Consider the following 25,971-nt stretch of genomic DNA (forward strand, 5'->3'; position numbering starts at 1 on the left):
AGACTAGGGACCTTTGGACTCAAGACCCCAAACTAAAAACTCCCAACTAGTCCTCCCTACTTCCATCATCAGCCATTCTCACCATTTTTGGTTCAAACTTGGCCACTACATCAACCAGTTCAGTTTGTGCTGCCATCACTTTGTTAATGTCTTTATAGGCCATTGGCGCTTCATCTAAACCTGCACCAATTAAGGTAACATTATGATCTTTCAAAATCGCTTTCATATCCGATTTGGTAATCGATTGAATTGCTTTGGTTCGGCTCATTTGACGTCCGGCACCATGCGAAGCTGAATTGATCGCGCTCATTTCACCTTTTCCCCTAACCAAAAATCCTGGAGCGGTCATACTTCCTGGAATAATCCCCATCACACCTTTACCTGCCGGTGTAGCACCTTTTCGGTGGACAATTACTTCTTCTCCATCAAGCATTTCTTTCCATGCGAAATTATGGTGGTTTTCTACCTTGGCTAAAACTTTAGCGCCAATCGCCTTGGTTAATCTTTTATGAATCACCTCGTGACAGGCTGAAGCATAATCGCCTGCTAAGTTCATGGCAATCCAATACTCTTGCCCTTCGGCAGAATTTAGATCCAAATAAGCCAGGTTTGCAGCCTCTTTAGGGAGCTTACAGATGTCTTTGGCCAGTTTGGTGTAATGACCTGCAATGGTTGCGCCAAAGCCACGGGAACCCGAATGGGTCAATAATGCTACGTAACGGCCTTTATCGATATTTAAAATCTCATCGCGTTCGGCAAAATCAATTATCCCCCATTCTACAAAGTGATTCCCACCACCCGAAGTACCCAGTTGTGCCCAAGCCTTTCCGTGTAAATTTTTAAGAAAAGGAGTAGCATTAAATGCGTCATTTTCTAAAACGTCATGATCAGCCCTTTCATTACCTTTAAAATTCTGACCCGCACCAAATTTAGTGAAAGCAATTAATTCGCGTTTATACATGGCATCTTTCCCGAAATAATGTTTCTCTGGAATATCGAAAATACTTAAAGCCATTCTACAACCGATATCTACACCTACACCATAAGGGATAATTGCATTTCTAGTCGCTAATACACCACCAATTGGTAAACCATAGCCTTGGTGGGCATCGGGCATTAATGCCCCAGCTACCGAAACAGGCAGTTTCATGGCGATATCCATTTGATTCCTGGCACCTTCTTCTATATAATCGGCACCGAAAATTGAATAATCTTTAGCATTGCTGATCAGTTCAATGGTCCCATCTGATTTTGGATTGGCTTCCTCGATCACAGCAGTTGCCAATACATTTAATACCTTGTCATCCAAAAAACTTTCCGGATAATCTTTTACTTTTTTAAATAAGGCGAGTAATTCTTTTTCTTCAATATCCGCAAAATTTTCTTTCAGGATATCTAAAGCCATCCCTACTATTTTTCCTTCGGAATAACCTATTTCTATAAGGTCTTTCCCTGTTATGTTGTTGTTCATTGTTTAATCTTTTAATTGGCATAAAGTTCTGCTCTCATCTCAATAAGTAACGATTCAATTAGTTGAGCATCTGGTTTTTCCTGAAGCTTACTTTTTGTTGTTTCTTGTTCTACTAGCAGCATTAGTTTTTCTGCCATTTTTAATACTTCATCGTAATCAAGTTCTCCTCTTTTAATTAAAAGCAACTCCTCCCGATTTTGTCTTTTTACATTTAGTTCTCCATCGCGTACAATCTCAAGCGCTACTTGCAAAAGCCTAATGGTATGCATCATGTTTTTGGCATCGTAATCTTTGCCATGGCTTTTATTTAAACAGTATCTGTCTTCATTTCGTTTTTCTACCCATTCCCAATATTCATTATACTCCTTGCAATAAGATGAATAGCTATCGTTATTGAAAAACAAATAGGCGATTTCTTTTTCTCCTGCAGGTATTGACGAGACCGAAACCTCATTTGCCGCTTCCTTATTTGCAATCCCCTTATAATTCAATTTCTTCTCCGCATCATGAAACAAAGCATACAGATCTTTAGCATTTGGAATTTTCGACAATCCACAATCAGCTTTCGAAATAGTATTTTTTGTAAGCCAGGTTTTCGCTTTTACAGATGAATGGTTTACTGTGATGAAACAAAAGTCTAATACCGTTTTCCGGGTTTTAGGCATTGGGTTTAATATCTTTTTGTTTAATCCCTTTGCTTTTCTAATCTGGGTTAAAGCATAGCCGCCAAAAGTATCCTTACATAACTTGGATAAAATCATGTCAATATTTAGCTTCTCCGTTATCGGATGTTTGTATAAGATACATTCTTCCGGTGTTGCCAAGATTTCTACAATATTTGGGTTGTTCTTAATCAGTAATTCAATAAAACGGCCAATTTCATAATATACTTCATCGTTGCTTTCGTTACTGATTTGAGGAATATATTTCAAGCCAAAAAACATTTCTTTTGGCATATAATATATTCCTTTTATATCAGTGTCAGATTGTGGAGTGGCTAATCCATAGGCTTTACTACCGCTTAAACATTCGAATAATAATAGGTTTTTGTCCTTTAAATCTTTAATCGTCATAACGGTTTATTGTTTTTCTAAAAAGGACGTCGAGCATTTCTGAATCAAAACTTTCTTTTGGTAAATCTTTAGCGCCTTCAGTACAGTTTTTAAATTCCTCATCAATATAGTTACTTAGCTCAGGATGTATTTTAATAATATATCCTTCTGCAGCGGTTGACTTTAGTGTAATCAGGTCTTTCACCAACTTTTGAAGGTGTTCTGGCATTAAGTTCAAAAGTGGTCCAATGGTCATTGGTGCTATCGTATTTTTTTCCAGGCACCATTTAGCCGAAAGTAGGGGGCGAAGTACATAAAAAAGTTTTTTTATTTTAATTTCGTCACTGTTTACTACGGTTTCTAGCGCACTGTGTGCTATTCCTAAATAATGGTTGATATTGGTCTTCCTGTAAAAATAAGATTGGCATAATCTCCATAATTCTTCCCTGAAATGATCCTTTTCTCCATAAACGATAGGAGATTGTAACCATTCGAAAGGAGTGGTGTTCGATTTCCGGATCAGTTTAAGTACTTTCTTTATATCCCATCCGTAAATATCCAGTTCATCATTAATAGGAAAGCCCAATTGATCATCCTTATCCTGAACCGAAAGATAAAAGTTGAGCGGGCGTACATAAATAAAGCGGACATCGAAATCACTATCCGGTGATGGAAATTCCCATCCCCTGCTACCTGATTCACATGCAAATAATATTTTGATATCATTTGATCTTTCTATTTCTGCAAGTCTGTTTATTATTGTAGTTTTCATTTTATTCCTTGTTCAATCCCCGGCAGGTAATACTCACCTAACCGAGGAGTTTCTAAATTTAATTTATTTTACGAAGATTTGTTTCAATTGATCTACAATTTGTCCACTACCCGATAAGCTGATGTTGTTGATTTTTTCTGCGATTTTCTCTACATACTCCATCTCTTTCAACTTATACAACATAGCGTTGTCTTCCATCAATTTGGCTGTATTCAACAAACTTCTGGTCGAGGCCGTTTCTTCTCTCCGGGTAATGATATTGGCTTGGGCTCTTTTTTCGGCCACTAAAACCTGGTTCATAATTTCTTTAACGTCGCCAGGTAAAACGATGTCTTTAACACCACAGTTGGTTAATTTTACACCCAAGTTTTCAACCTTATCCAAGGTGATGGTCATTACCATTTCAGCAATTTTTTCTTTGCTTTCCATCAATTCGTCAAAAGTCATTAAGCCAATACATTCTCTTAATGCCAATTGCATGGTGATGTACAATTGTTTTTCAAATTCTTTGTTCTCCAATAAGGCCTTGACGATGTCATCAACTTTATATTGAATGCTGAAATTTACCCTCAGTTGCGCTTTATCCTTTGTTAAGATTTCTTGTCCGATAATCTCCATATTCAATTGTCTCATATCGGTTTTCAAAACTTGAACGGTAGTACTGTTTTTCCAGTAAACATAGTTTCCTGCTTCCAATACGTTTTCAAATTTACCATCAATAAACAATAAAGCTTTTTCAAAAGATTCTACTTTATAAGCCCTGATATAATTCAATAATGGTGCTTTCTCCAATAAGTTTTTATCAATGGTTTCATCAATTTTGATGTTACTGATATCTACTTTAATAAAGTCATATGCAGACAAACCTTTCCAGATGGCGTGTCTGCCAGCCGTTAAAACGTTCTTGAAATTTTTGTTTTGATAAACCAAGGCCAATTCATTATCGGCAACACTTACCAAGTGAATCAAATTCACAAAATCTGTGTTTTCCAATAAGATATCCAATTCGGCAACTGTGTAATAGTACTCTTTTGCCATATCATACAAAGTCATGTCTTCACCGAAACCTAACCAGTAAGTTCCAGCTGTTAAAACGTTTTTTAATTTTCCTTTTTTAAACACCAATCCAACATAATTGGTGTTAATTGTTACTCTTTTCATGTTTTTTTGATGTTAAGATTTATAATTATTTAATTTTTGTTTTACAAAGCATTGCAAAAGCACATTCATTTTTTTCTTGCGGAAGCAAATTGAATCTTGATGTTTTTAAGAATGAAATCAAGCTTTAGCAAGTAGGTAAATCCGAGGATTTAAATAAATTTTTCGGCGAGATTTGATTTTTAAATCAGCTCTTTCATCGTTTTTACTTTCAAAGCAAAAGGCAAATTGCGTTCAGATTCATCAAAAATCTTAAAGCCGAATGCGGTTTTGCAATGCTGTTCTTTTGAGCGATTTGAAAAGTTGCCCTTCTTTAGATGGATCCTAATTCCATTGCATTACCATTTTGCTATTCCAAGTGATGGTTGGAAGCAGGATTCGAACCTGCATTTTGGTTGGTACTCTAACCCCTGAGCTATTCCGGTATATCGGAAGTGGGATTCGAACCCACGGCACACAACGTGTTTTAGACAATCTATCATAATTCTTATCAGCATATTCTAAGCAATTTGCCCGAATACTTTGGGGCTATTCCGAAACCCACAACATTGGATAAGTTTTATTTAGTATCGCCATCCCTTTCGGGATTTCCTTATATCAATCTGATTATGATAACCACTACTAATGTAACCCTGTCCGGCGTATCCCGAACAGGGGCTTCATAAACGAGAGCGCATATCATTTAGAACAGTAAACTGTTTCTGTCAATCAGATTGTTGTTATTAACATTTATCAAAGAACTTTATCGACTGGCGACATTACAAAGATGCCACCACCACTACGCGGCAGATTTGCGTAGTAAAATTTATTTTTGTATAAAAGAACTAATTTGTTGATAATTAGATTGATAAATTTAATTTTTCCATTATATTTTTTCTTTTATCCTCTAATTACGCAGTTGTATTGCGTAGATGATAAATGCTTTGCTATATTTAGTTAAGCTTTTCGATCAGATTTTTAGCTTCGTACTCAAATTGATTAAAAATGGCAGTAAATAAATTGGCGCTCATCCGGTATAAAACCATCGACGATTGCTTGAAGAACCGTTACCGTAAATGGACACTAGAAGATCTTATCGAAAAGGTATCGGCAACCCTGTACGAGCTTGAAGGGATTACCACCGGGGTAAGCAAACGGACCATTCAGGCTGATATCCAGCTCATGCGGAGTGATAAGCTTGGCTATAATGCGCCGATTGTGGTGAAGGATAAACGTTTTTATGCCTACGAAGATTCTGGTTTTAGCATTACCAAAGCACCAATCAATAACGCTGATGTAGATAAAATGAAAGAAATTGTAGGTGTACTGAAACAGTTCAATGCCTTCAATTATTTCGACGAAATGAGCGATATGATTGCCCGTTTAGAAAATAACCTCTACAAATCGACCAAACAGAGTGGAAATAATATTCAATTGGAGAGTAATAAGCTGGTTAAAGGTTTAGAATGTATCCCGCCTTTGTATCAGGCGGTTTTAAATAAACGATCTTTATTAATAGAATATAAATCGTTCAAGGCACAACAATCACAACAGGGAATTTACTATCCGTATCTGTTAAAAGAATACCGCAACAGATGGTTTTTGATCTGTAAAGCGAAAAAACGGCCAGGGATCTTAAATTTGGCATTGGATAGGATAGTAGAATTTCAGGAATTGCCTAACGAAGAATTTGTAAGTTATCAAGGCGTAGATTTTGATCGGTATTATGAAGATCTGATCGGTGTAACGAAAAACGAACGTGACCGTGCACAAAAAGTAATCCTCGAATTTACCAACGATCATGCGCCCTACGTCGTAACGAAACCGATGCATCAATCGCAGGTAGTATTAAGTAAGAACGAGAAAACAACAACTTTTAGGATCGATGTGGTACTAAACTATGAACTGGAGCGCGAAATTTTAGGCTTTGGAGAGTGTGTTAAAGTGCTTTCGCCACGATTGTTGATTTCAAAAATTAAAAGGCGTTTGGAACAAACTTTTAGTCAATACGAAACTAAAGAGGGAATGGATATTAGTAATTGAATTTTGAATGAGAGAATATTGGCAATTCCGCTAATAAAATCTCTCATTCAATCACCCTGTCATTCAATTTTAACTCTTAAACTCGCTGGTTTTATGGAAATCGATATCAGGATAATCCTGTTTGGTTAAATTAATCATGTATTCACTATCAGCCAGATAAACCGGATTGGCTTCTTTATCGAAACCGATGTGCTGTTGTTTACGTTTTACAAATTCATCCAGTTTCTTTCTGTCGGTAGAAGTTACCCAGCTCGATCGGGTATAACTCAAGGTTCGGAAACGACATTTTGCACCATATTCGTGCTCTAACCTGAAGTTGATTACCTCGAACTGAAGCTCACCAACCGCACCGATCACTTTCCTGTTTCCAGGCTGCATAACAAATAACTGCGCAACTCCTTCATCGGTTAACTGCTCAATACCTTTTTCCAATTGTTTGGTACGCATTGGATCCATATTTTCAACCTCTTTAAAAATAGATGGAGAGAAACTAGGGATACCTTTAAACTGCAGCTTTTCGCCTTCGGTTAAAGTATCGCCAATTTTAAAGTTGCCACTATCGTATAAACCCACCACATCACCTGGCCACGCCTCTTCAACAATACTTTTTTCGTTCGCCATAAAGTCCATCGGGTTGGAGAATTTCAGTTTCTTATCCTGGCGGGTATGGTAATAGAATTTATTACGTTCAAACTTGCCAGAGCAGATCCTTAAAAAGGCAATCCTGTCGCGGTGTTTTGGATCTAAGTTGGCGTGGATCTTAAATACAAAGCCACTGAAATTTTTCTCTTCAACCAGTACATCACGCTCTTCAGCCTCTCTATGTCGAGGGCTCGGGGCAATATCAATAAAGGTATCCAGGAGTTCTTTTATCCCGAAATTATTAATCGCACTGCCAAAAAATACTGGTGCAACCAAGCCATCGGTATATAAATCCTTATCTATCTTCCCGTAGATACCATCAACCAATTCAACATCATCTTTCAGTGTATTGATTTCGTTCTCTTTAAGGTAATTCAATAAAGATGGATCATTTAAATCACTGGCCGCCACAACCGAATCGGTTACTTTGGTTTTGTCTGAATTGAATAAATTTAAATGTTTGTTATAAATGCTGTAAACACCTTTAAACGTATGTCCCTGACCAATAGGCCAGGAAAGCGGACAAAGGCTGATATTTAATTTTTCTTCAATTTCATCCAATAAATCGTAAGCCTCTTTACCTTCACGGTCCATTTTGTTGATGAAGATAATTACCGGGGTGTTACGCATGCGGCAAACCGACATCAGTTTTTCGGTCTGTTCCTCCACACCCTTTACACAATCTACTACCAAAATAACACTATCTACCGCCGATAAGGTTCTGTAGGTATCTTCCGCAAAATCTTTGTGACCAGGTGTATCGAGAATATTGATGCGTTTACCGCTATATTCAAATCCCATAACAGAAGTTGCAACCGAGATACCACGTTGCTTTTCGATCTCCATAAAATCGGAGGTATTACTCTGGTTCGCTTTGTTCCTTTTTACCGCACCGGCAGTATTAATAGCACCACCAAAAAGCAGAAATTTTTCTGTCAATGTGGTTTTGCCCGCATCGGGGTGGCTAATAATGGCAAAGGTTTTACGTTTTTCTATTTCAGGGTTAAGCATAATAAAATTTTGGGTGTAAAGAGTGATGAAACCTTGTTAAAGGAATTTAACAGCGATAAGATTTGAATATTGTTGTTTCATCAGGCCGCAAAGATAAGGAATTTGCTTAAAGTTTGAATAGGTTAATTGTTTAATTGAAAATAGGTTGCGTGTTTATTGCTTTTGAAAAGCAGGGGCAATGGTTCTTTTGTTATTGCAGTCCTGCCATACACTATAGCTCCGATTGAAGAATCGGAGGCTGCCGTTGCTGTCAGGTTTAGGTTGCTTCTGCAGTAATTCTATTGAGGTTTTTTGATTCAATAATTAAGAAATTATCGATTAAATAAAGGTTTAGACCAAAAATATCCGCTTAAAGTTAAATTTTCTCACCAATCATTGTTTAATTTTGTGCTAAAATGTTTAGCTTTATTCATCCCTCCGTTTATTGTTGACTAAAATTTTACTGCCGATGCCCACTTTAGAAGAAACTTCTATGCCCGCAGAAATTGCGGCTAAATTTGTTAATTATACCTCAAAACACGTTTTCTTAACCGGAAAAGCGGGAACAGGTAAAACAACTTTTTTACGGAAACTCATCCAGCTTACGCACAAAAAAGCCTTAATTGTTGCACCAACGGGTATTGCTGCAATCAATGCAGCCGGGGTAACTATCCATTCGCTTTTCCAACTTCCTTTTGGGGCTTTTTTTCCTGATGCTGCTGGCGCCTTGATTAATGAAAATATCAATTTTAACTTCAATACGCCCAAAACGCTAGTGAAACACTTAAACATGCAAGGCAATAAACGCCGCATGTTGCAGGAACTGGAGTTACTTGTTATCGATGAGGTAAGTATGTTGCGGGCCGATATGCTCGATGCCATAGATTTCGCTTTACGTTATATACGCAGGAACAGAAACCTTCCGTTCGGCGGAGTACAGTTATTGTTTATAGGCGACCTGCACCAGCTGCCACCTGTGGTAAAAAATGATGAGTGGCGCATCATGGCTAAATTTTATAAGAGTATTTATTTCTTCGATGCCCTGGCCCTGCAGGATAATCCTCCGGTTTATATCGAACTGGACAAAATTTACCGTCAGGATGATGCTGTTTTTATCGATCTGCTGAACAACCTACGGAACAACAAAATCACCGCAGAAGATACAGCCCTGCTCAGGCAGCATTTCAAACAGGATTTTAAGCCCTCTGCAGACGAAAATTATATTACTTTAACTACCCATAACAATAAAGCTGATAGCATTAACCGTGAAAGGTTAACACAGCTGAAAACTAAATCTTACTTTTTTGAGGCAAAGATTCAGGGTGAATTTAATGAATATGCTTACCCGAATGATAAAAGTTTAGAGTTAAAGGTTGGTGCACAAGTAATGTTCATCAAAAATGATATGACTGCCGAAAAGCGATATTACAATGGTAAGATCGGCGTGGTGCATCATATTGAAAAGGATATAGTTGAAATTGAACTGCCTGAAGACAAAGTGGTGATCCAGATTTCACCCTATACATGGGAGAACGTAAAATATAAACTGGATGAGGCAACCAACGAAATCAAAGAAAATGTAGCAGGTTCGTTTATCCAATACCCCATTAAACTGGCCTGGGCCATCACCGTGCATAAAAGTCAAGGTTTAACCTTTGATAAAGCCATTATTGATGTAGGTGATGCATTTGCACCTGGGCAGGCCTATGTAGCCTTGTCGCGTTTACGCTCATTAAAAGGTTTGGTTTTAACTTCTCATCTTCGTGATAGTGGTTTGCAACAGGATCAAAATGTGCATTACTTCTCTAAAACAAAACAACCTTCCGAAGTGCTGAACGAGCAGATCAGTATAGAGAGTTATACTTTTATCCGCAGTTATTTGCTTGCCGCATTTGATCTGAACCTGATCCGCTATTACTTAAAAGAACACCGCCAGACTTTTGATAAAAGCGAAAAATCGACCAAGCAAAAGCACGAAGATTGGACCGATACTGTTTATACCGACTTTCAAAAAATAACAGCCACAGCCGATACATTTGTTAATCAGCTCAAAAACCTGTTCGCACAGCAAACCGAACATACTTTATTTAATATATCGAAAAGGGTAGAGGCTGCCTTAAAATATTTTAATCCCTTAGTTAAGGAAATTTCAGACCGTTTCCTGATCCAAATCGAAGTGATCAAAGAAGAAAAGCAGATTAAAACCTATGTTACAGAACTGTTAGAACTCGAAATTTTGGTGTACGAGCAATTGAAAAAAATGCATAAAAGCAAAGCATTGTTGCAAGCGCTCATTGCTGGGAAAGAGTTTAGCAAAGCCGATACCGATGCACTGTTGAATACGGTCGAAAGAAACAACCAACTCCAAAAAGCCATTCAGCTAAAAGGAGAAACGCTTAAAGTAAAATCTGCAGCAGAGAAAAAGAAAAAAGAGCCAAAGATTGATACCAAGTTAGTGAGCTTCGAGCTGTATGAGCAGGGCAAAATCATCGACGAAATTGCAAAAGAGCGTGGCTTTTCTGCCGGTACCATTGAGGGGCATTTGGCTTATTATGTTTCTACACAACAATTGGATGTAACCAAACTGGTAAAGGCCAATAAAATCAAAAATATCAGTGATGCGGTGGAAAGCCAGAAAACAAAATCGATGGCTACGATAAGGGAGTTTTTAGGGAAAGATTATTCTTTCGGGGAGATCAAGCTGGTATTGGCATCGTTGTTTCCATCTGAAGAATAAAATGTTTTAACCACGGAGAAAAGAGAGGTAAGGCACAGAGAACACAAAGTGTTATGAAAGAAGATTTATTAACAAGAACCATTATTGGATTGGCTATAGATGTTCATACAGCCCTGGGTCCCGGTTTGCTAGAGAGTGCTTACAAGGAATGTTTGTTTTATAAGATTGATAAGGCAGGTTTTCAAGTTGAAAAAGAAAAAATAATGCCCCTGCGATTTGAAGATGTAAAGTTGGATTGTGGTTATCGAATTGATATCTTGGTTGAGAATAGATTGGTTTTAGAATTTAAAAGTATAGATTCCCTAAATGATATTCATCTTGCACAAATGTTAACCTATATGAAATTAGGTGGATATAGATTCGGGTTATTAATGGATTTTAATGTTTTAAGATTAAAAGATGGAATTGAGCGGGTAGTAAATGGATATTAAAATAATCTCTGTTTCCTCTGTGCAAACTCAGTGCCCTCTGTGGTTAAAAGCTATATGAATATTTTGTTTCCTTTGCGAAAAACTTTGCGAACTTTGCGGTTAAATGGAAAAGGTTAAAGTTTTAGCGCAGTACATGCCCGAACCAGCGGCACCGCTAATTGCAAAATGGATAGATTATTTTCAATGTGAATTTAAGATTTCTAAAACCCGTTTTACAAAATTGGGCGATTACCGCCATCCTTATCAGGGCAAAGGGCATCGCATTTCGGTGAATTTTAACCTCAATCATTACGCCTTTCTGGTTACTACCGTACACGAGTTCGCGCATTTACTCACCTGGAACGATTTCAAGAATAAAGTAAAACCGCATGGCACAGAGTGGAAGAAGAACTTTCAGCGGATGATGGTTCCCTTTTTTGAACTGAATATCTTTCCAGCCGATATCCACAAAGCGATTGATAATTATATGTCGAACCCGGCGGCATCCAGCTGTTCTGATCTGCATTTATCGCGAGCCTTAAAAAAATACGATAGCAATAAAACCGAGACTTTGCATTTGGAGCAATTGCCGATTAATACCACTTTTAAAATTAAAGATGGCCGGCGTTTTACCAAAGGCGAACGCATTAGGAAGCGGTACCGCTGTATATGTTTAGACGATAAGCGATTATATCTGTTTAATCCTTTGGCAGAGGTTTTTGTAGTGGAATAAGATTAATTTGCTGTCATCCTGAATGCAATGAAGAATCTTTTGCAAAATAGCTCTGCAATTACATTTTGCGTTTGAAGATACTTTAGATTAATGCCATTTGAAGTGCCAATAGTAAACAGATTCTTCGCTGCGCCCAGAATGACAAATCAGCTACACAAACTTAAACTCATCTCCATCAAATAAACCTTTGTCGCTCAGTTTTAAGTGTGGAATTACCAATAAAGCCATAAAAGAAAGCGTCATGAAAGGGGCAAGCAAAGTAGAGCCTAAATCTTTCGCAAATTGATCTATTGAAGTATAACTTTCTGCAACCTGATAACCGTTATGGTTACTCATTAAGCCTGCTACCGGTAAAGCTAAAACTTCTTTTTCCCCATTTCCCAATGCCACTACGCCACCGGTTTCATTAATCACCAGATTTACGGCTTCACAGATACTTTTATCGTCTACGCCGACAGCAATAATGTTATGACTATCATGTGCAACACTTGATGCAATGGCGCCTTCTTTTAAGCCAAAGTTTTTAACGAAGGATATTGCAATAGGGGCATCATGATAACGGTTTACCACCACCATTTTTAAAACATCGTTTTCCGGATCACTAATGATATTTTGATTTAAAACTTTCGGTTTTGCGGATATTCTATTCGTAATCAATTGTCCATCCAATGCTTCAATAACTGGAATTTCTTTTTGTCCGGTGAATGGATAAATAAAATCTTCTTCCTTTTTCAAACTGCAATCGAAATGGTTTACCGATTCTCGATCTTCGACATGTTTTACCCAATTACCCACTATTTTTCCATTTTCGGCAAGCAATATCCCATCTATATAGGTTTGTTTAACCTTGAATGTTTTTAAATCTTCAAGCACGATAAAATCTGCATCATCATTGATCTGAAGTGAGCCAACATCTAATTTATAGTGAAGAATAGGATTGATGCATGCTGCCCGCAGTATATTGAATATATTGATCCCTTTTTCTACTGCCCTTGCACAGAGCTGATTAATATGGTTTTCGACTAAACTATCAGGATGTTTATCGTCGCTGCAGAACATCATCATTTCCGGCCAATCGTTCAATAGATCGATCAGTGCCTCAAAATTTTTGGCTGCGCTTCCTTCACGGATAAGGATTTTCATACCGCGCTGTAATTTATCTAATGCTTCTTCGGCGGTAAAACATTCGTGATCGGTAGAAATTCCTGCATTGATGTATTGTTGAACAGCATCGCCACGTAAGCCCGGGGCATGCCCATCAACAGGTTTACCCAAATGGTGCGCAGCAGAAATCTTTTTTAAAACCTCTTCATCTTTATAAAGTACGCCTGGGAAATTCATCATTTCGCTGAGGTATTTTATTTCAGGACGTTCTAAAAGTGATTTTACGTCATCATGATCCAATTCAGCTCCGGCCGTCTCAAAAATGGTAGCTGGAACACAGCTTGGGGCACCAAAATTGAATTTAAAAGGCACGGTATTGCCATTTTCAATCATAAATTCTACACCTTCCATACCACAAACGTTGGCAATCTCGTGTGGATCGCTAATGGTTGATACCGTTCCATGAACAACCGCCAATCGTGCAAATTCACTTGGAATTAACATGCTGCTTTCGATATGCACATGGCTATCGATAAAGCCTGGTGAGATAAAATGTGCTCCTTCTTTCTGTTCAGAAATTTTAGAGATTGATTTTATTTTTCCACCCTCAACGGCTACTTCGCCAAAGAAAATATTCCGCTTTGTGATGTTGATGATATTTCCTTCGACTTTAAAATTGCCCATGCTGTTTATATAAATTAGCCACGGAAACACGGATTGGCACGGAATTAATAGTTAATGTTCTCCGTGATTGCTGTGTCTCCGTGGCAAAACTATTTAATATTTCAATAATTTATCAATCATTTCTGCTAATCTTGCTTTGGCCAAGAAATCTTCCTCCAATACCTTACTCATTGGAATTGCCGTATCTAAGCTTGCACAGCGCATTACAGGTGCATCGAGATCAGAGAAACAGTGCTCTCCAATCCAGGCAGATAGTTCGGCGCCAAAGCCATTGGTTAAGGTATCCTCATGCAAAATTAAAACCCTTCCTGTTGCTTTAACCGCTGCCCTTACTGTTTCTTTATCCCAGGGCTGAAGCGTGCGCAGATCGATTAATGTGGCATGGCTTTGCGGATATTGCTTCAGGTAATCTAACGCCCAGTGCACACCCAATCCATAAGTAATGATCGTGAATTTACTTCCTTCCACAAGCCTAACTGCTTTACCAATCTCTGTAGTATAATAGCCATCAGGAACACGAGCACTTAAACTCCTGTAGAGGTATTTATGTTCGAAATAAAGCACTGGGTTTGGATCTTCAATCGCTGCCAATAGCAAACCTTTCGCATCTTCAGGGAAAGCTGGATAAACAATTTTTAAACCCGGTGTTTTGGTAAACCATGCTTCATTACTTTGTGAATGGAATGGTCCAGCCCCTGTTCCGGCACCCGTGGGCATGCGCACTACCACATCGGCCTTTTCGCCCCAACGGTAATGCGTTTTGGCCAGGTTATTCACGATCTGATTAAAGCCAACGGTTACAAAATCTGCAAATTGCATTTCTACAACAGCTTTATGGCCATTTATGGACAAGCCTAAACCTGCCCCCACAATGGCCGATTCGCATATAGGGGTATTGCGGACTCTGTTTTTGCCATATTTAGCAGTAAAACCATCTGTAATTTTAAAAGCCCCACCATAATCGGCAATATCCTGGCCCATTAAAACCAGGTTGGGGTATTTTTGCATGGCCAAGTCTAATCCGTCGGTTATTGCATCTAAATATCTTTTTTCTGTAGAAATTTGACTAGGTTGGACAACATCTTGCTGGTAAGGAAAATACATATCAGCCTCTTCCTGATCGGCATTAGCGATAGGCTCATCTTCATTAAAAGCTTCTTCAACTTCCAGCTCTAAATCTCTTTTAACCTGGATTTTGATGTCGATAATTGAATCTGAGGTTAAAACACCCTGCTCAATTAAATACGCTTCGTAATTACTCAAAGGATCTTTCTTTCCCCACTCATCCAACAATTCTTGCGGAACGTATTTAGTACCTGATGCTTCTTCATGTCCACGCATTCTGAAAGTAAGGCATTCTACCAAAACCGGTCTTGGATCTTTTCGGATTTCCATAGCCAGTTGATTGATGGTATCATAAACTTCTAAAATATTGTTCCCATCTATCTGAATACCCTCAACGCCATAACCAATGGCCTTATCAACCAGGTTTTTGCACCTGAACTGCTCCGATTTTGGGGTGGAAAGTCCATATCCATTATTTTCGATCAGGAAAATAACAGGAAGGTTCCAAACTGCAGCAACATTTACTGCTTCGTGGAAATCGCCTTCACTGGTTGCCCCTTCTCCGGTGTAAACTAATGTGGCGTGCGGTTTATTAGCTAAAACATCGGCCAGAGCAATACCATCGGCTAGAGCCATTTGTGGGCCAAGGTGGGATATCATCCCAATTATTTTATATTCTTGTGTGCCGAAATGGAAAGAGCGATCACGGCCTTTGGTGAAGCCGGTAATTTTGCCCTGCCATTGGGCCATTAATTTTTTTAAAGGAATATCGCGAGCGGTAAAAACACCTAAATTACGGTGCATGGGTAAAATGTACTCATCGCTTTGCATGGCTAAGGTGCTGCCAACAGCTATTGCTTCCTGGCCAATGCCCGAGAACCATTTGCCAATTCTACCCTGACGCAACAGTTTGAGCATTTTGTCTTCAACCATCCGAGGGTAAAGCAATCTTTTGTATAAGTTCAGTAAGAACTCGTCGTCTTTATCACCTCTGTTAAATTGCATATCTGGTTATTTTGACTAATGAGTCCTGATTTAAGACTCCTTATTTTTTTTCAATTCTTCCCATTGTTTAGCAAAAGATTTATCGGCAACTTTAGGCATCTCCCGATATTTGCCCCAGCTCTTTTTGAAAAATCTTTTGAGCATAAAGTTTTTAAACTTTCCGCCAAAAAAATCCATCCATTTGCGCTTTTGCATCATTCTGCTAAACATGCTCCAGCCAATTTCCTCTTTTTTGCCGTTTTCATGCCCTGCGGCGGCATCTCTACGGTTAAGCAAGAGCATTTTATGGATATCGATTTTTACCGGGCATACTTCTGAACATTTGCCGCAAAGACTGGAAGCATAGCTTAGGTGTTTAAACTCTTCCATGCCCTTTAAGTGAGGAGTGATTACCGAGCCGATTGGGCCACTATAGGTTGTATTATAAGTATGTCCACCAATATTTTTATAAACCGGGCAAGCATTTAAACATGCACCACAACGGATGCAGTACAAGCCCTGTCTCTGGTCTTTTTGTGCCAATAAATTGGTGCGGCCATTGTCCAGCAAAATCACATACATTTCCTCTGGCCCATCTGTTTCATTGGCTTGGCGTGGACCACTTAAAATGGTATTATAAACCGTTAAGTTTTGTCCCGTTCCGTGCGAAGCCAGTAAAGGCCAGAACAGATCAAGATCTGCCATAGAGGGAATTACCTTTTCGATACCTACTATGGCAATGTGGATTTTAGGGAAAGTGGTGCTTAAACGTGCATTGCCTTCATTCTCCGTTAGGGCAATACTTCCTGTATCGGCAATTAAAAAATTGCCACCACTGATGCCAATATCAGCATTTAGGTACTTGTCGCGGAGTAATTCTCTTGCTTTTTGTACCAGCTGCGGGGGAGTGGCATCTATAGGTGTGCCAAATTTATCGTGAAATAACTGCGCTATATCTGTTGCACTTAGGTGCATGGCCGGTGTAACAATATGATACGGAGCCTGCCCAAGCAACTGAACAATATATTCGCCCAGATCACTTTCTAAAGATTCGATGTTGTTCTTTTCCAGGAAGTCGTTTAAGTGGATTTCCTCGGTGGTCATCGATTTTGATTTGATAACCGTTTTGCCGTTGTTTCTTTTAATGATATTGAGGATTTCCTGTTGGGCTTCTTCAGTATCATTGGCCCAAATTACCTTACCGCCGCGGCGTTGGAAATTTGATTCGAATTCTGGCAAGAATTTATCAAGGTTTTCCATCACACGCCATTTGATTACGTGTGCCTTTTTTTTGGATGCCTCTAAATTTTCGAATTTTGATAAGCCCCGTTCAACAGCTGCATTGTATTTCCCAATATTATAATTTATGGTTTTACGATGCGGTAGATCGAAAGCTTTCTCGTCAGATTTCTCTAAAAATTCCTCGGCAATATTCATCAATAGTTATTTTGTAATAGGTAACGAATATTAACTGATTTTAGTTTTTAGCTACTTCGTTATAACATCAAAGATAGGAATTTATGCAGGTGCGAAAAGGTATTGTGCATAAAAAAGCCCCGACATTTTGTCGAGGCTAAGCATTTTGAATGATTATTTCTTTGGATTTCCTTTTCCATCCATATCTACTGCCGGGCGTTTTGCGCTGTTGGCCAATTCCCATGCGGTAAAGTAGGTTAATTTTGCTCTTTTGGCCAAAAGTGGGAAGTTAATTTTGCTTACTTCATCACCAGGTTTATGGTAGTCTTGTTGTAACATGCCGTCATAATAGAAGATGATCGGAATACCCAATTTAGCAAAGTTATAATGATCTGAACGGTAATAAATCTGCTCAGGATCTTTTGGATCATCATATTTATAATCCAGTTTCATTTTGGTATAGGTTGCGTTAACTCGCTCACTTAAGTTAGCCAAATCACTACTCAACATTCTCGAACCTACAGAGTAAATGTAATTTGCCGAATCTGCTTTACCTAAATATTCTTCGCCAGTACGGCCAATCATATCGGTATTTAGATCAGCAATGGTATTTTCGACAGGGAAAACAGGATGCTCCGAGTACCATTCAGAACCCCAAAGTCCTTTTTCCTCACCAACAACAGTCATGAAAAGGATGCTACGCTTAGCGCCTTTTCCGGCTTTTTTAGCATCAGTAAATGCTTTTGCCATTAATAAAACGCCCGTAGTTCCCGATCCGTCATCATCTGCTCCATTGTTCACTTTATCTTTTGCATTTGGATCTGTTTCCAATCCAATATGGTCATAATGACCTGTAAGAATTAAAACTTCTTTTTTAAGTACCGGATCAGAACCTTCTAAATAACCCAGAACGTTCTCGCATCTAACTGGTGTTTCTGTTTTTGCAGCACTTGCAGAAAAAGGCACATTTAATACCTGCGAGGCTGGAGCCTGACTATCTACTATTTTCTTTTGCAGATCAGCCACAGTAGTGTTCGAGGTCTTTAACAGATCGTTTGCCAAAGCAACAGATATTGAGATACGTGGAATATCGTTTTGCTTTTGAGCTTCGACAGCAGCATTGGTTTTCACCATTACCTTGCCATTTTTAAGGGTTTCCTTGGTGTTTTCAGTTATTCTATCAACCGCTGGGTCGATCAGGATAATCGCTTTCACATTATTTTCTGCAAAATACTTTGCCCTCGCTTCAAGCGTAGCACGATAAGCTGCTCTATCAATTCTTGTACCCGGTTTTACGGTCGGATCTCCACCATTAAACATGATAACCACTTTTCCTTTGATATCGGTACCTGTAAAATCGTTATAGTTGTCTTTCTTTAAGCCATAACCAATAAATACAAGTTCGTTGGCTGAGAATGTAAAACCTTGATCGCTGATTAAGCTAGGAGATACTAAATAATCTTTCTGATATTCTTTAGGTTGACCATTAACCGTTAAATGGCTTTCTTTTAAGGTAACGTTAACCAAATCGATTTTTTGGAAATAGCTGCCATTTACAGGAGCTTTTAAGCCTAAAGATTTGAAATAATCGCGGATATAATCAGCGGCCATCCAAGCGCCTTTTGTACCTGTTTCGCGGCCTTCGTATTCATCTGAAGCCAATACAGAAAGGTGTTTGTAGGCATTTTCAGGATTAATGGCCTTGCTGAATTTTATTGCATCCTTATTCGGTATAAGGGGCCTTACCTGGCTAAAGCAACTTGCGGTAACAAGTGATACTAAACCAAGGGTTAAAAACTTTTTGTTCATTATGATAATAGTTAGTTATTTTCTTGTTAGCACGAAATCTTTTCAACCCTGTTTTGGTGACGCCCGCCCTCAAATTCAGTTGTTAAAAAGGTTGTGGTAATCTCTTTAGCCAGTTCTTCCGAAACAAATCTGGCAGGTATACACAAAACGTTTGCGTTATTGTGTTTGCGGACTAAAGAAGCAACTTCATTCTCCCAGCATAAACCTGCTCTGATGTGCTGATGTTTGTTCGCGGTGATGGCTACACCATTTGCCGATCCACAAAGTAAAATCCCATAAGTAAATTCTCCATTTTCTACAGCAGCAGCAACCGGATGGGCGAAATCTGGATAATCAACAGAATTTTCTGAGTAAGTACCAAAATCTTTTACTTCGTAATCCTGTAAAAAACCTTTTAGTATTTCTTTGTATTCAAACCCAGCGTGATCCGCTCCAATAGCAATTTTAATTTTTGTATCAGACATTGTCAAATTTATAGAGAATTATAAAATCTATTCGTAATGTTTTTGTTAGTTAGCGTAGAAAGCAGCATCAGCCTTTTTCTTCTTTTTTTCTATGTAAGCCGAAACAAAAATGCTGAGCTCATAAAGCAAGAACAATGGCGTGGCTACAATTAGCATCGTCATAATATCAGGTGTTGGGGTAACAATAGCTGCAATAATTAGGATAATAACCGCGGCATACCTTCTGCTCGATCTCATCAGCTTTGGTGTCATCAATCCAAGTTTCGACAGTACGAAAATAATAACCGGAAGTTCGAAGATAATCCCTGTGCCTAAAGTTAAAGTTGCTACAGATGATAGATACGAATCAACTGTGAATGTATTTTTAATTTCGGCACTAACGGTGTAACCTGTTAAAAAGTTAACCGATAATGGGCATACCACAAAGTAGCCAAAAAATATACCAATAATGAAAAGTACAGAAGCGAAGAAAACGAAGCCACTTGCCGATTTACGCTCATTTTCGTGTAATGCCGGTTTAATAAAACGCCAGATTTCCCATAATAAATAAGGAAAACCAACTACAATACCGCACATTACACAAACATTTAATTGCAGGTTAAACTGACCGGCCATTTCGGTGTTGATAATCTCTCCATTAATTTTGGTGATGCACATATCTGCACCAAGTGAAGGGAATTTTTCTACCAGTTTGCACATCATCCTGTAAGTCCAGAAATCTGGCTTTTTTGGACCAAATATGATTTTATCTAAAATGAATTCGTTGAAGTAAAAAGCAATACCGGTAAAAACGGCAATGGCAATTACGGCCCTGATTAAATGTTTACGGAGAACGTCCAGATGATCAAAAAAAGACATTTCTGCCTCTAATGTGGTGCTCTTTTGTCCGATAGCTTTTGTTAGTGAAGTTTTTTTAGTGTCGCTCATGTTGAAAACAAAAATACCATTCTATTTGAATAGAATGGTATTTACGTGTTAAATATAGAAATAGTTTATATTATTATGAGAAATGACTGCAAAAATAGAAAGATGCTACAAAAGGAGCTTTTAACGTTGCCCTTTAATTATACTCAGTTGCTTTAAATTTGCGGCGTTGTTATAATTAAATTGATATACCCCATCGTCTCCTGTAACGATTAAAGATTTAGGGCCTGCAATAACATCAAAGCTTTTAATATTATTCAAATGCTGCAACATGTTGTTGCCTATTTTGGTTTTATCGGTAATATTGAAGCTCTTTATTCCATAATTGCCTTCACAGAGAAACAGATTATCGCCACTGGTGCTTAGACCGTGTGGATTTTGCATAGCATAAACTGCAATCTGTTTCGGTTTGGTGGGATCTTCTATATCTACAACTTCCAACTGATTGCTTGCTTGCATGCACATATTGCCTGTGCGTAAGGTAACGTAAGCATATTTGCCTTGTACAACAACAGGGTCGCAGGCAAAAATATGGCTGTAAGTAGATAGTTGTACGGGATTAGCCGGATCGGTAGCACTAAAAATGTGCATACCTCTATTGGTACCTATAAATAATTTATTCTCGTATGGAAAGATGGTTTCGACACCCCAACCTAAAGGAATAGCCTTTAAAAAAGTTGGGTTCGATGCAGTTTTAACGTCAAACAGACTTAAATTATTCGTGCCAACAGTATATAAATAGTCGTTCATTAAGGTAAATCTGGCCATCGAGCCACCTTGCCCAGAAGAAGAGTTGTTCGAATAAGCGAGATCATTAATTACCCCTTTGTAAGTTTGTTTCTTTACCAGGGTATCTTTATAGGTGTAAAGATACTTTTGCGCACCTGGCAAATAGAACTGATTGAAAACATCGGTTACTCTTTTTACCTGTTTGATGTTGTTCATGTTTGAGATATCAAAAGCCAGCAAATCAATAAAATTGTCGGCGTAAAGGATATTATTGTGGATCGCTAAATCTACGTTTCCCGGAATTTGCAGAAAACCCACGTTTATGGGAGCACCCGGATTAGCATTGTTGTAGATATGAATACCTTCATTTGGTTCATTAATGAAAAGATAATCGTTATAAATGTATATTTTTCCGGTTTTTTTGGCAGGAATAGCTTTTGTCATACCTACAGGTAAAGCCCTCATTTGCTGAACCGAAATCATTTTTACAATCTTTATCATTTCATACTCGTCTTTTTTGCATCCTGTAAATGCAGCGAAAACAAGTAGGAAGAGTAGTGCGTTAATTAGACTTTTTTTCATAATTGGAGTGTTTTAATATTAAACGTATGAGGTTAATTAAACGCTATACCATTCGGTAAATATTAATTGTCAGGTGTTTATCTCACAGTAACTGAAATCTAAAACAATAAAAAAGGCTATCCAAATTATTTGAATAGCCTCTTCGTATATTAAGTATAGAAATGCTTTATTATTCAGAAAACTCGAACGTTTCCATAAATTTCGTAGTGAAATTTCCTGCCCTAAAGTTTGGATCTTTCATCAACTGAAGATGGAATGGAATAGTTGTTTTTACACCTTCAATTACAAATTCGCCTAAAGCCCGCTCCATGGTACAGATTGCCTCTTCGCGTGTTTGTGCCACACAGATTAATTTAGCGATCATCGAATCGTAGTTAGAAGGAATTGAATATCCTGCATAAACGTGCGTATCAACGCGAACACCATGGCCACCCGGAGAGTGGAAATTGGTGATCCGCCCTGGTGATGGACGGAAGTTATTTGCTGGATCTTCTGCATTGATACGGCACTCGATTGCGTGCATATCAGGGAAGTAGTTTTTACCCGAAATTGGAATTCCGGCAGCAACTTTAATCTGTTCTTTGATTAAATCGAAATTGATTACTTCTTCCGTAACCGGATGCTCTACCTGGATACGGGTGTTCATTTCCATAAAGTAGAAGTTACGGTGTTTATCAACCAGGAATTCAATTGTTCCTGCTCCTTCGTAATTTACGGCCATTGCACCTTTAATAGCTGCTTCGCCCATTCTTACACGGAGTTCATCTGTCATAAAAGGAGAGGGAGATTCCTCTACCAATTTCTGGTGACGGCGTTGAATAGAACAATCGCGTTCTGATAAGTGACAGGCTTTGCCAAACTGATCTCCGATAATCTGGATCTCGATGTGACGTGGATCTTCGATATATTTTTCTAAATATAAACCATCGTTACCAAAAGCTGCACCAGATTCCTGACGGGCACTATCCCATGCATTTTCGAAATCTTCATCTTTCCAAACTACCCGCATACCACGGCCACCACCACCGGCGGTTGCTTTTAGAATAACAGGGTAGCCCATTTCATTCGCAATTGCAATACCTTCTTTAACGCTGGTAAGCAAACCTTCAGACCCTGGAATGGTTGGTACACCGGCAATTTTCATGGTTTCTTTTGCAGAGGCTTTATCGCCCATGCCATTGATCTGCTCTGGAGTTGCACCAATAAATTTGATGTTGTACTCGCGGCAGATGTTAGAAAACTTAGCATTTTCTGATAAGAAACCATAACCTGGGTGTATGGCATCGGCATTGGTTAATTCTGCTGCCGAGATAATATTTGGAATATTTAAATATGAATCTTTACTAGGAGGGGGGCCAATACAAACAGCCTCATCAGCAAAACGTACGTGTAAACTTTCGCGATCTGCGGTAGAGTAAACAGCAACCGTTTTGATGCCCATTTCCTTACAGGTACGGATAATACGCAAAGCGATTTCACCCCTGTTGGCAATTAGTATTTTTTTAAACATAATTTTTAATTTAGGATTGCACTGATTTTAAGGATTACACCGATTTGGTCGGTATCATCACAAATCTGTGAAATCAAATTAATCTGTGAAATCGGCTTCTAAATAGGTTCTACTAAAAATAACGGTTGATCGTATTCTACCGGTGATGCATTATCAACCAGGATTTTAACGATACGGCCAGAAACTTCGCTTTCAATCTCGTTGAAAAGTTTCATTGCCTCAATAATACAAACTACTTTACCCGTGCTGATTTCATCGCCAACATTAACAAACATTGGCTTGTCTGGACTAGCTGAACGGTAGAACGTACCGATCATTGGCGATTTAATCGTAATGTATTTTGAGGTGTCTTCTGCAGCCGGTACAGCAGGTGTTGCTGCATTTGGAGCAGTAGGAGCTGTAGCAACAGGGGCAGCAGCCTGAACAATCGGAGCCTGTGGTACGGTAGCATGCACAACTGTTGGTGCTTGGTTTGTTTTGATCGTGATTTTGAAGTTTTCCTGCTCAATAGCAACTTCATTTACTCCAGAACGAGAAACAAATTTAATCAGTTCCTGTATTTGTTTGATATCCATTTTTTAGGCTAGTTATGTAAAAAATAGTGTTTATTGAATTAACTAAGTTATACTTTTTTTGTTTTATTTTTCTTTGCAACCGCTTAAGGTTGATGGTTTAATGGCTCATCGTTAATGGTGATGTGCTTAATTAAGCAGCTGATTAACTCCGAGCTCCAAGCTCCCAACTCAATTACTCAGAGTCGTAAGCCCATTTAAGGTATACCGAACCCCAGGTAAAACCACCACCAAATGCAGCTAAAACGATGTTATCGCCTTTTTTCAGTCTGCTTTCCCATTCCCATAAACATAAAGGAATTGTTCCGTTGGTTGTATTTCCGTAACGTTCAATGTTGATCATTACTTTATCGGTAGTAACACCCATACGGTTTGCAGTGGCATCGATAATGCGTTTGTTGGCCTGATGAGGTACTAACCATGCAACATCATCAGCGGTTAAGCTGTTGCGTTCCATAATTTCGGCAGCAACATCGGCCATATTGGTTACTGCAAATTTGAATACTGTTGGGCCTTCCTGGTGTGCAAAATGTAGTCTTGCGTCAACAGTTTCGTGTGTTGCCGGCATAACCGAACCACCTGCTTTCATGCCCAGGAAATCTCTTCCCGAACCATCTGTTCTCAGGATGGAATCCTGAATACCGAAACCTTCTTCATTTGGCTCTAATAAAGCACAACCGCAACCATCACCAAAAATGATACAGGTTGTACGGTCTTCGTAGTTGATGATTGATGACATTTTATCGCCGCCAACAACTAAAACTTTTTTGTGTCTTCCTGACTCGATAAATGATGCACCGGTAGAAAGCCCGAAAAGAAAGCCAGAACAAGCGGCCTGTAAATCGTAACCCCAGGCATTTGTAGCACCGATTTTATCAGCTAAAACGTTTGCTGTTGCAGGGAAAGTGAAATCTGGAGTAGTGGTGCAAAAGATAATCAGTTCAATTTCTTTTGCATCAATTCCCCTCTTTTTAAGTAAACCATTTACGGCATGAACAGCCATATCGGAAGTACCTAAACCTTCTCCCTTTAAAATTCTACGTTCTTTAATTCCCGTTCTGCTGGTAATCCATTCATCCGAAGTATCAACCATGGTTTCTAACTCTGCGTTTGTAAGCACATAGTCGGGAACGTAACCATTTACTGCTGTAATAGCAGCGTGAATTTTACTCATTTTAAGAATTTTAATAAATTATTTAAATGCCATTCTAATCTTTTCTACCAATCCTGTAGTGATCATTTCTCTGGATTGTAGAACCATATTTTTAACAGCCAGCGGACTAGAAATTCCATGTCCGATAACAACGGGAGCGTTAACGCCTAGAACCGGACTTCCACCGTATTGTTCATAATTAAAACGATCGAAGAACTCATCTTTAAGTCCCTTTTTGATGGTAAGTACGTAAAACGATTCTGCTAATTTTAGCATTATATTTCCGGTAAAACCGTCGCACACAATTACATCGGCTTTATCGTTAAATAAATCTCGTCCTTCCACATTGCCCACAAAGTTGAAAAGGTTGGTTTCTTTCATTAACGGAAAAGTAGCCATGCTTAGCATATTTCCTTTCTCATCTTCTTCGCCAATATTTATCAGGGCAACTTTCGGATCATTTATCTGCAAAAGATTTTCTGCATATAAACTGCCTAAAACACCAAATTGTAATAAAATATCGGGTTTGCAGTCGGCATTAGCACCTACATCTAACAGTAAGCCAGTACCACCTTTAATTTTTGGAAGAATTGTACATAAACAAGGGCGGATAATGCCCGTAATGGTTTTAACGCTAAAAACTGCGCCAACCAACATGGCTCCAGAGTTACCAGCACTTGCGAAAGAATCGATTTTGCCTTCTTTTAAAAGGTTAAAACCAACTGCTATGCTCGAATTTGGTTTCTGAACGATTGCTTTGGTGGGATGTTCGCCCATACCAATTACTTCATCAGTATGAACGTATTCAAAATGATCTGGATTAAAACCTTCTTCTGCAAGAATGGGTTTAATCTGTTCGGTATCGCCAATAAGAACTAAATGCTCTCCAGCGTTAAGCGATTGATGAGCAGCTATTGCTCCCAAAACAATTGCTTTGGGAGCATAGTCTCCGCCCATTATGTCGAGGCCTATTTTCATAGAAAAAATC

20 protein-coding genes and 1 tRNA gene are annotated in these 25,971 nt (G+C 38.6%); 4 read left to right on the plus strand and 17 right to left on the minus strand.

Going from position 1 to position 25,971, the window contains the following annotated elements:
* Nucleotides 1–46: 46 nt before the first annotated feature.
* The 5 genes from LQ201_RS15485 to LQ201_RS15505 form a co-directional block, all read right to left on the minus strand.
* Complete coding sequence (locus tag LQ201_RS15485) at nucleotides 47–1,471, minus strand: RtcB family protein (RefSeq protein WP_230144372.1); 1,425 nt, start codon at nucleotides 1,469–1,471, stop codon at nucleotides 47–49.
* A gap of 11 nt (nucleotides 1,472–1,482) precedes the next feature.
* Nucleotides 1,483–2,544 carry a DNA polymerase beta superfamily protein gene (locus LQ201_RS15490; protein WP_230144373.1) on the minus strand — a complete coding sequence of 354 codons (1,062 nt, stop codon included), beginning with the start codon at nucleotides 2,542–2,544 and terminating at the stop codon, nucleotides 1,483–1,485.
* Nucleotides 2,534–3,295, minus strand: coding sequence for a nucleotidyltransferase domain-containing protein (locus LQ201_RS15495; protein ID WP_230144374.1), 762 nt, complete (start codon nucleotides 3,293–3,295; stop codon nucleotides 2,534–2,536). Before LQ201_RS15495 ends, LQ201_RS15490 begins: the two co-directional genes overlap by 11 nt.
* A gap of 63 nt (nucleotides 3,296–3,358) precedes the next feature.
* Entirely contained in the window at nucleotides 3,359–4,456 is a 1,098-nt protein-coding gene (locus tag LQ201_RS15500; protein ID WP_230144375.1) for a slipin family protein, read from the minus strand.
* 359 nt (nucleotides 4,457–4,815) lie between these two features.
* A tRNA-OTHER gene (locus LQ201_RS15505) sits at nucleotides 4,816–4,876 on the minus strand.
* A 561-nt stretch (nucleotides 4,877–5,437) separates the two neighbouring features.
* On the opposite strand from LQ201_RS15505, the gene LQ201_RS15510 reads away from it, so the two are divergent.
* The gene (locus LQ201_RS15510) at nucleotides 5,438–6,475 is read left to right on the plus strand and encodes a YafY family protein (protein WP_230144376.1); all 1,038 of its coding nucleotides are present in this window, start codon (nucleotides 5,438–5,440) and stop codon (nucleotides 6,473–6,475) included.
* 69 nt (nucleotides 6,476–6,544) lie between these two features.
* Here LQ201_RS15510 and LQ201_RS15515 read toward each other — a convergent pair whose 3' ends face one another.
* Nucleotides 6,545–8,128, minus strand: a complete 1,584-nt coding sequence (locus LQ201_RS15515; RefSeq protein WP_029274134.1) for a peptide chain release factor 3 — start codon at nucleotides 8,126–8,128, stop codon at nucleotides 6,545–6,547.
* Between the two features lie 448 nt (nucleotides 8,129–8,576).
* Here LQ201_RS15515 and LQ201_RS25685 point away from each other — a divergent pair, with 448 nt between their 5' ends.
* From LQ201_RS25685 to LQ201_RS15540, 3 genes are all read left to right on the plus strand, one after another.
* Nucleotides 8,577–10,844, plus strand: a complete 2,268-nt coding sequence (locus tag LQ201_RS25685) for a helix-turn-helix domain-containing protein (RefSeq protein WP_305800049.1) — start codon at nucleotides 8,577–8,579, stop codon at nucleotides 10,842–10,844.
* Nucleotides 10,845–10,897: 53 nt separating this feature from the next.
* Entirely contained in the window at nucleotides 10,898–11,275 is a 378-nt protein-coding gene (locus LQ201_RS15535; protein ID WP_230144377.1) for a GxxExxY protein, read from the plus strand.
* A gap of 103 nt (nucleotides 11,276–11,378) precedes the next feature.
* Entirely contained in the window at nucleotides 11,379–11,987 is a 609-nt protein-coding gene (locus tag LQ201_RS15540) for a SprT-like domain-containing protein (RefSeq protein WP_230144378.1), read from the plus strand.
* Nucleotides 11,988–12,137: 150 nt separating this feature from the next.
* Here the strand turns inward: LQ201_RS15540 and ade are convergent, their stop codons facing one another.
* The 11 genes from ade to plsX form a co-directional block, all read right to left on the minus strand.
* A complete protein-coding gene (gene ade / locus LQ201_RS15545; protein WP_230144379.1) occupies nucleotides 12,138–13,775 on the minus strand; it encodes an adenine deaminase in 1,638 nt (545 codons plus the stop codon).
* Nucleotides 13,776–13,868: 93 nt separating this feature from the next.
* A complete protein-coding gene (locus tag LQ201_RS15550; protein ID WP_230144380.1) occupies nucleotides 13,869–15,845 on the minus strand; it encodes a thiamine pyrophosphate-dependent enzyme in 1,977 nt (658 codons plus the stop codon).
* A gap of 30 nt (nucleotides 15,846–15,875) precedes the next feature.
* Entirely contained in the window at nucleotides 15,876–17,261 is a 1,386-nt protein-coding gene (locus tag LQ201_RS15555; protein WP_371823051.1) for a LutB/LldF family L-lactate oxidation iron-sulfur protein, read from the minus strand.
* Between the two features lie 153 nt (nucleotides 17,262–17,414).
* Nucleotides 17,415–19,049 carry a M28 family peptidase gene (locus LQ201_RS15560; RefSeq protein WP_230144382.1) on the minus strand — a complete coding sequence of 545 codons (1,635 nt, stop codon included), beginning with the start codon at nucleotides 19,047–19,049 and terminating at the stop codon, nucleotides 17,415–17,417.
* A 26-nt stretch (nucleotides 19,050–19,075) separates the two neighbouring features.
* Nucleotides 19,076–19,513, minus strand: coding sequence for a ribose 5-phosphate isomerase B (rpiB, locus tag LQ201_RS15565; RefSeq protein WP_230144383.1), 438 nt, complete (start codon nucleotides 19,511–19,513; stop codon nucleotides 19,076–19,078).
* A 45-nt stretch (nucleotides 19,514–19,558) separates the two neighbouring features.
* The gene (gene tatC, locus LQ201_RS15570; protein ID WP_057931792.1) at nucleotides 19,559–20,440 is read right to left on the minus strand and encodes a twin-arginine translocase subunit TatC; all 882 of its coding nucleotides are present in this window, start codon (nucleotides 20,438–20,440) and stop codon (nucleotides 19,559–19,561) included.
* A gap of 120 nt (nucleotides 20,441–20,560) precedes the next feature.
* Nucleotides 20,561–21,748: an LVIVD repeat-containing protein gene (locus tag LQ201_RS15575; protein ID WP_230144384.1), complete on the minus strand. Its 1,188-nt coding sequence runs from the start codon at nucleotides 21,746–21,748 to the stop codon at nucleotides 20,561–20,563.
* Nucleotides 21,749–21,917: 169 nt separating this feature from the next.
* Nucleotides 21,918–23,258: an acetyl-CoA carboxylase biotin carboxylase subunit gene (accC, locus tag LQ201_RS15580; RefSeq protein ID WP_029274147.1), complete on the minus strand. Its 1,341-nt coding sequence runs from the start codon at nucleotides 23,256–23,258 to the stop codon at nucleotides 21,918–21,920.
* Between the two features lie 98 nt (nucleotides 23,259–23,356).
* Complete coding sequence (gene accB / locus LQ201_RS15585; RefSeq protein ID WP_230144385.1) at nucleotides 23,357–23,833, minus strand: acetyl-CoA carboxylase biotin carboxyl carrier protein; 477 nt, start codon at nucleotides 23,831–23,833, stop codon at nucleotides 23,357–23,359.
* Between the two features lie 172 nt (nucleotides 23,834–24,005).
* Entirely contained in the window at nucleotides 24,006–25,004 is a 999-nt protein-coding gene (locus LQ201_RS15590; RefSeq protein ID WP_230144386.1) for a beta-ketoacyl-ACP synthase III, read from the minus strand.
* 18 nt (nucleotides 25,005–25,022) lie between these two features.
* Entirely contained in the window at nucleotides 25,023–25,961 is a 939-nt protein-coding gene (gene plsX, locus LQ201_RS15595) for a phosphate acyltransferase PlsX (protein WP_230144387.1), read from the minus strand.
* Between the last annotated feature and the right edge of the window lie 10 nt (nucleotides 25,962–25,971).

The sequence above is a fragment of the Pedobacter sp. Bi126 genome (assembly GCF_918698245.1).
In the GTDB taxonomy this organism is placed as follows: domain Bacteria; phylum Bacteroidota; class Bacteroidia; order Sphingobacteriales; family Sphingobacteriaceae; genus Pedobacter.

Coding starts and splice junctions, on each gene's coding strand:
- tatC (WP_057931792.1), bottom strand. CDS start 20,440: ATGAGCGACACTAAAAAAACTTCACTAACAAAAGCTATCGGACAAAAG.
- LQ201_RS15550 (WP_230144380.1), bottom strand. CDS start 15,845: ATGCAATTTAACAGAGGTGATAAAGACGACGAGTTCTTACTGAACTTA.
- LQ201_RS15490 (WP_230144373.1), bottom strand. CDS start 2,544: ATGACGATTAAAGATTTAAAGGACAAAAACCTATTATTATTCGAATGT.
- LQ201_RS15535 (WP_230144377.1), top strand. CDS start 10,898: ATGAAAGAAGATTTATTAACAAGAACCATTATTGGATTGGCTATAGAT.
- ade (WP_230144379.1), bottom strand. CDS start 13,775: ATGGGCAATTTTAAAGTCGAAGGAAATATCATCAACATCACAAAGCGG.
- LQ201_RS15485 (WP_230144372.1), bottom strand. CDS start 1,471: ATGAACAACAACATAACAGGGAAAGACCTTATAGAAATAGGTTATTCC.
- LQ201_RS25685 (WP_305800049.1), top strand. CDS start 8,577: ATGCCCACTTTAGAAGAAACTTCTATGCCCGCAGAAATTGCGGCTAAA.
- LQ201_RS15555 (WP_371823051.1), bottom strand. CDS start 17,261: ATGAATATTGCCGAGGAATTTTTAGAGAAATCTGACGAGAAAGCTTTC.
- rpiB (WP_230144383.1), bottom strand. CDS start 19,513: ATGTCTGATACAAAAATTAAAATTGCTATTGGAGCGGATCACGCTGGG.
- plsX (WP_230144387.1), bottom strand. CDS start 25,961: ATGAAAATAGGCCTCGACATAATGGGCGGAGACTATGCTCCCAAAGCA.
- LQ201_RS15500 (WP_230144375.1), bottom strand. CDS start 4,456: ATGAAAAGAGTAACAATTAACACCAATTATGTTGGATTGGTGTTTAAA.
- LQ201_RS15560 (WP_230144382.1), bottom strand. CDS start 19,049: ATGAACAAAAAGTTTTTAACCCTTGGTTTAGTATCACTTGTTACCGCA.
- LQ201_RS15540 (WP_230144378.1), top strand. CDS start 11,379: ATGGAAAAGGTTAAAGTTTTAGCGCAGTACATGCCCGAACCAGCGGCA.
- LQ201_RS15510 (WP_230144376.1), top strand. CDS start 5,438: ATGGCAGTAAATAAATTGGCGCTCATCCGGTATAAAACCATCGACGAT.
- LQ201_RS15495 (WP_230144374.1), bottom strand. CDS start 3,295: ATGAAAACTACAATAATAAACAGACTTGCAGAAATAGAAAGATCAAAT.
- accB (WP_230144385.1), bottom strand. CDS start 23,833: ATGGATATCAAACAAATACAGGAACTGATTAAATTTGTTTCTCGTTCT.
- accC (WP_029274147.1), bottom strand. CDS start 23,258: ATGTTTAAAAAAATACTAATTGCCAACAGGGGTGAAATCGCTTTGCGT.
- LQ201_RS15575 (WP_230144384.1), bottom strand. CDS start 21,748: ATGAAAAAAAGTCTAATTAACGCACTACTCTTCCTACTTGTTTTCGCT.
- LQ201_RS15590 (WP_230144386.1), bottom strand. CDS start 25,004: ATGAGTAAAATTCACGCTGCTATTACAGCAGTAAATGGTTACGTTCCC.
- LQ201_RS15515 (WP_029274134.1), bottom strand. CDS start 8,128: ATGCTTAACCCTGAAATAGAAAAACGTAAAACCTTTGCCATTATTAGC.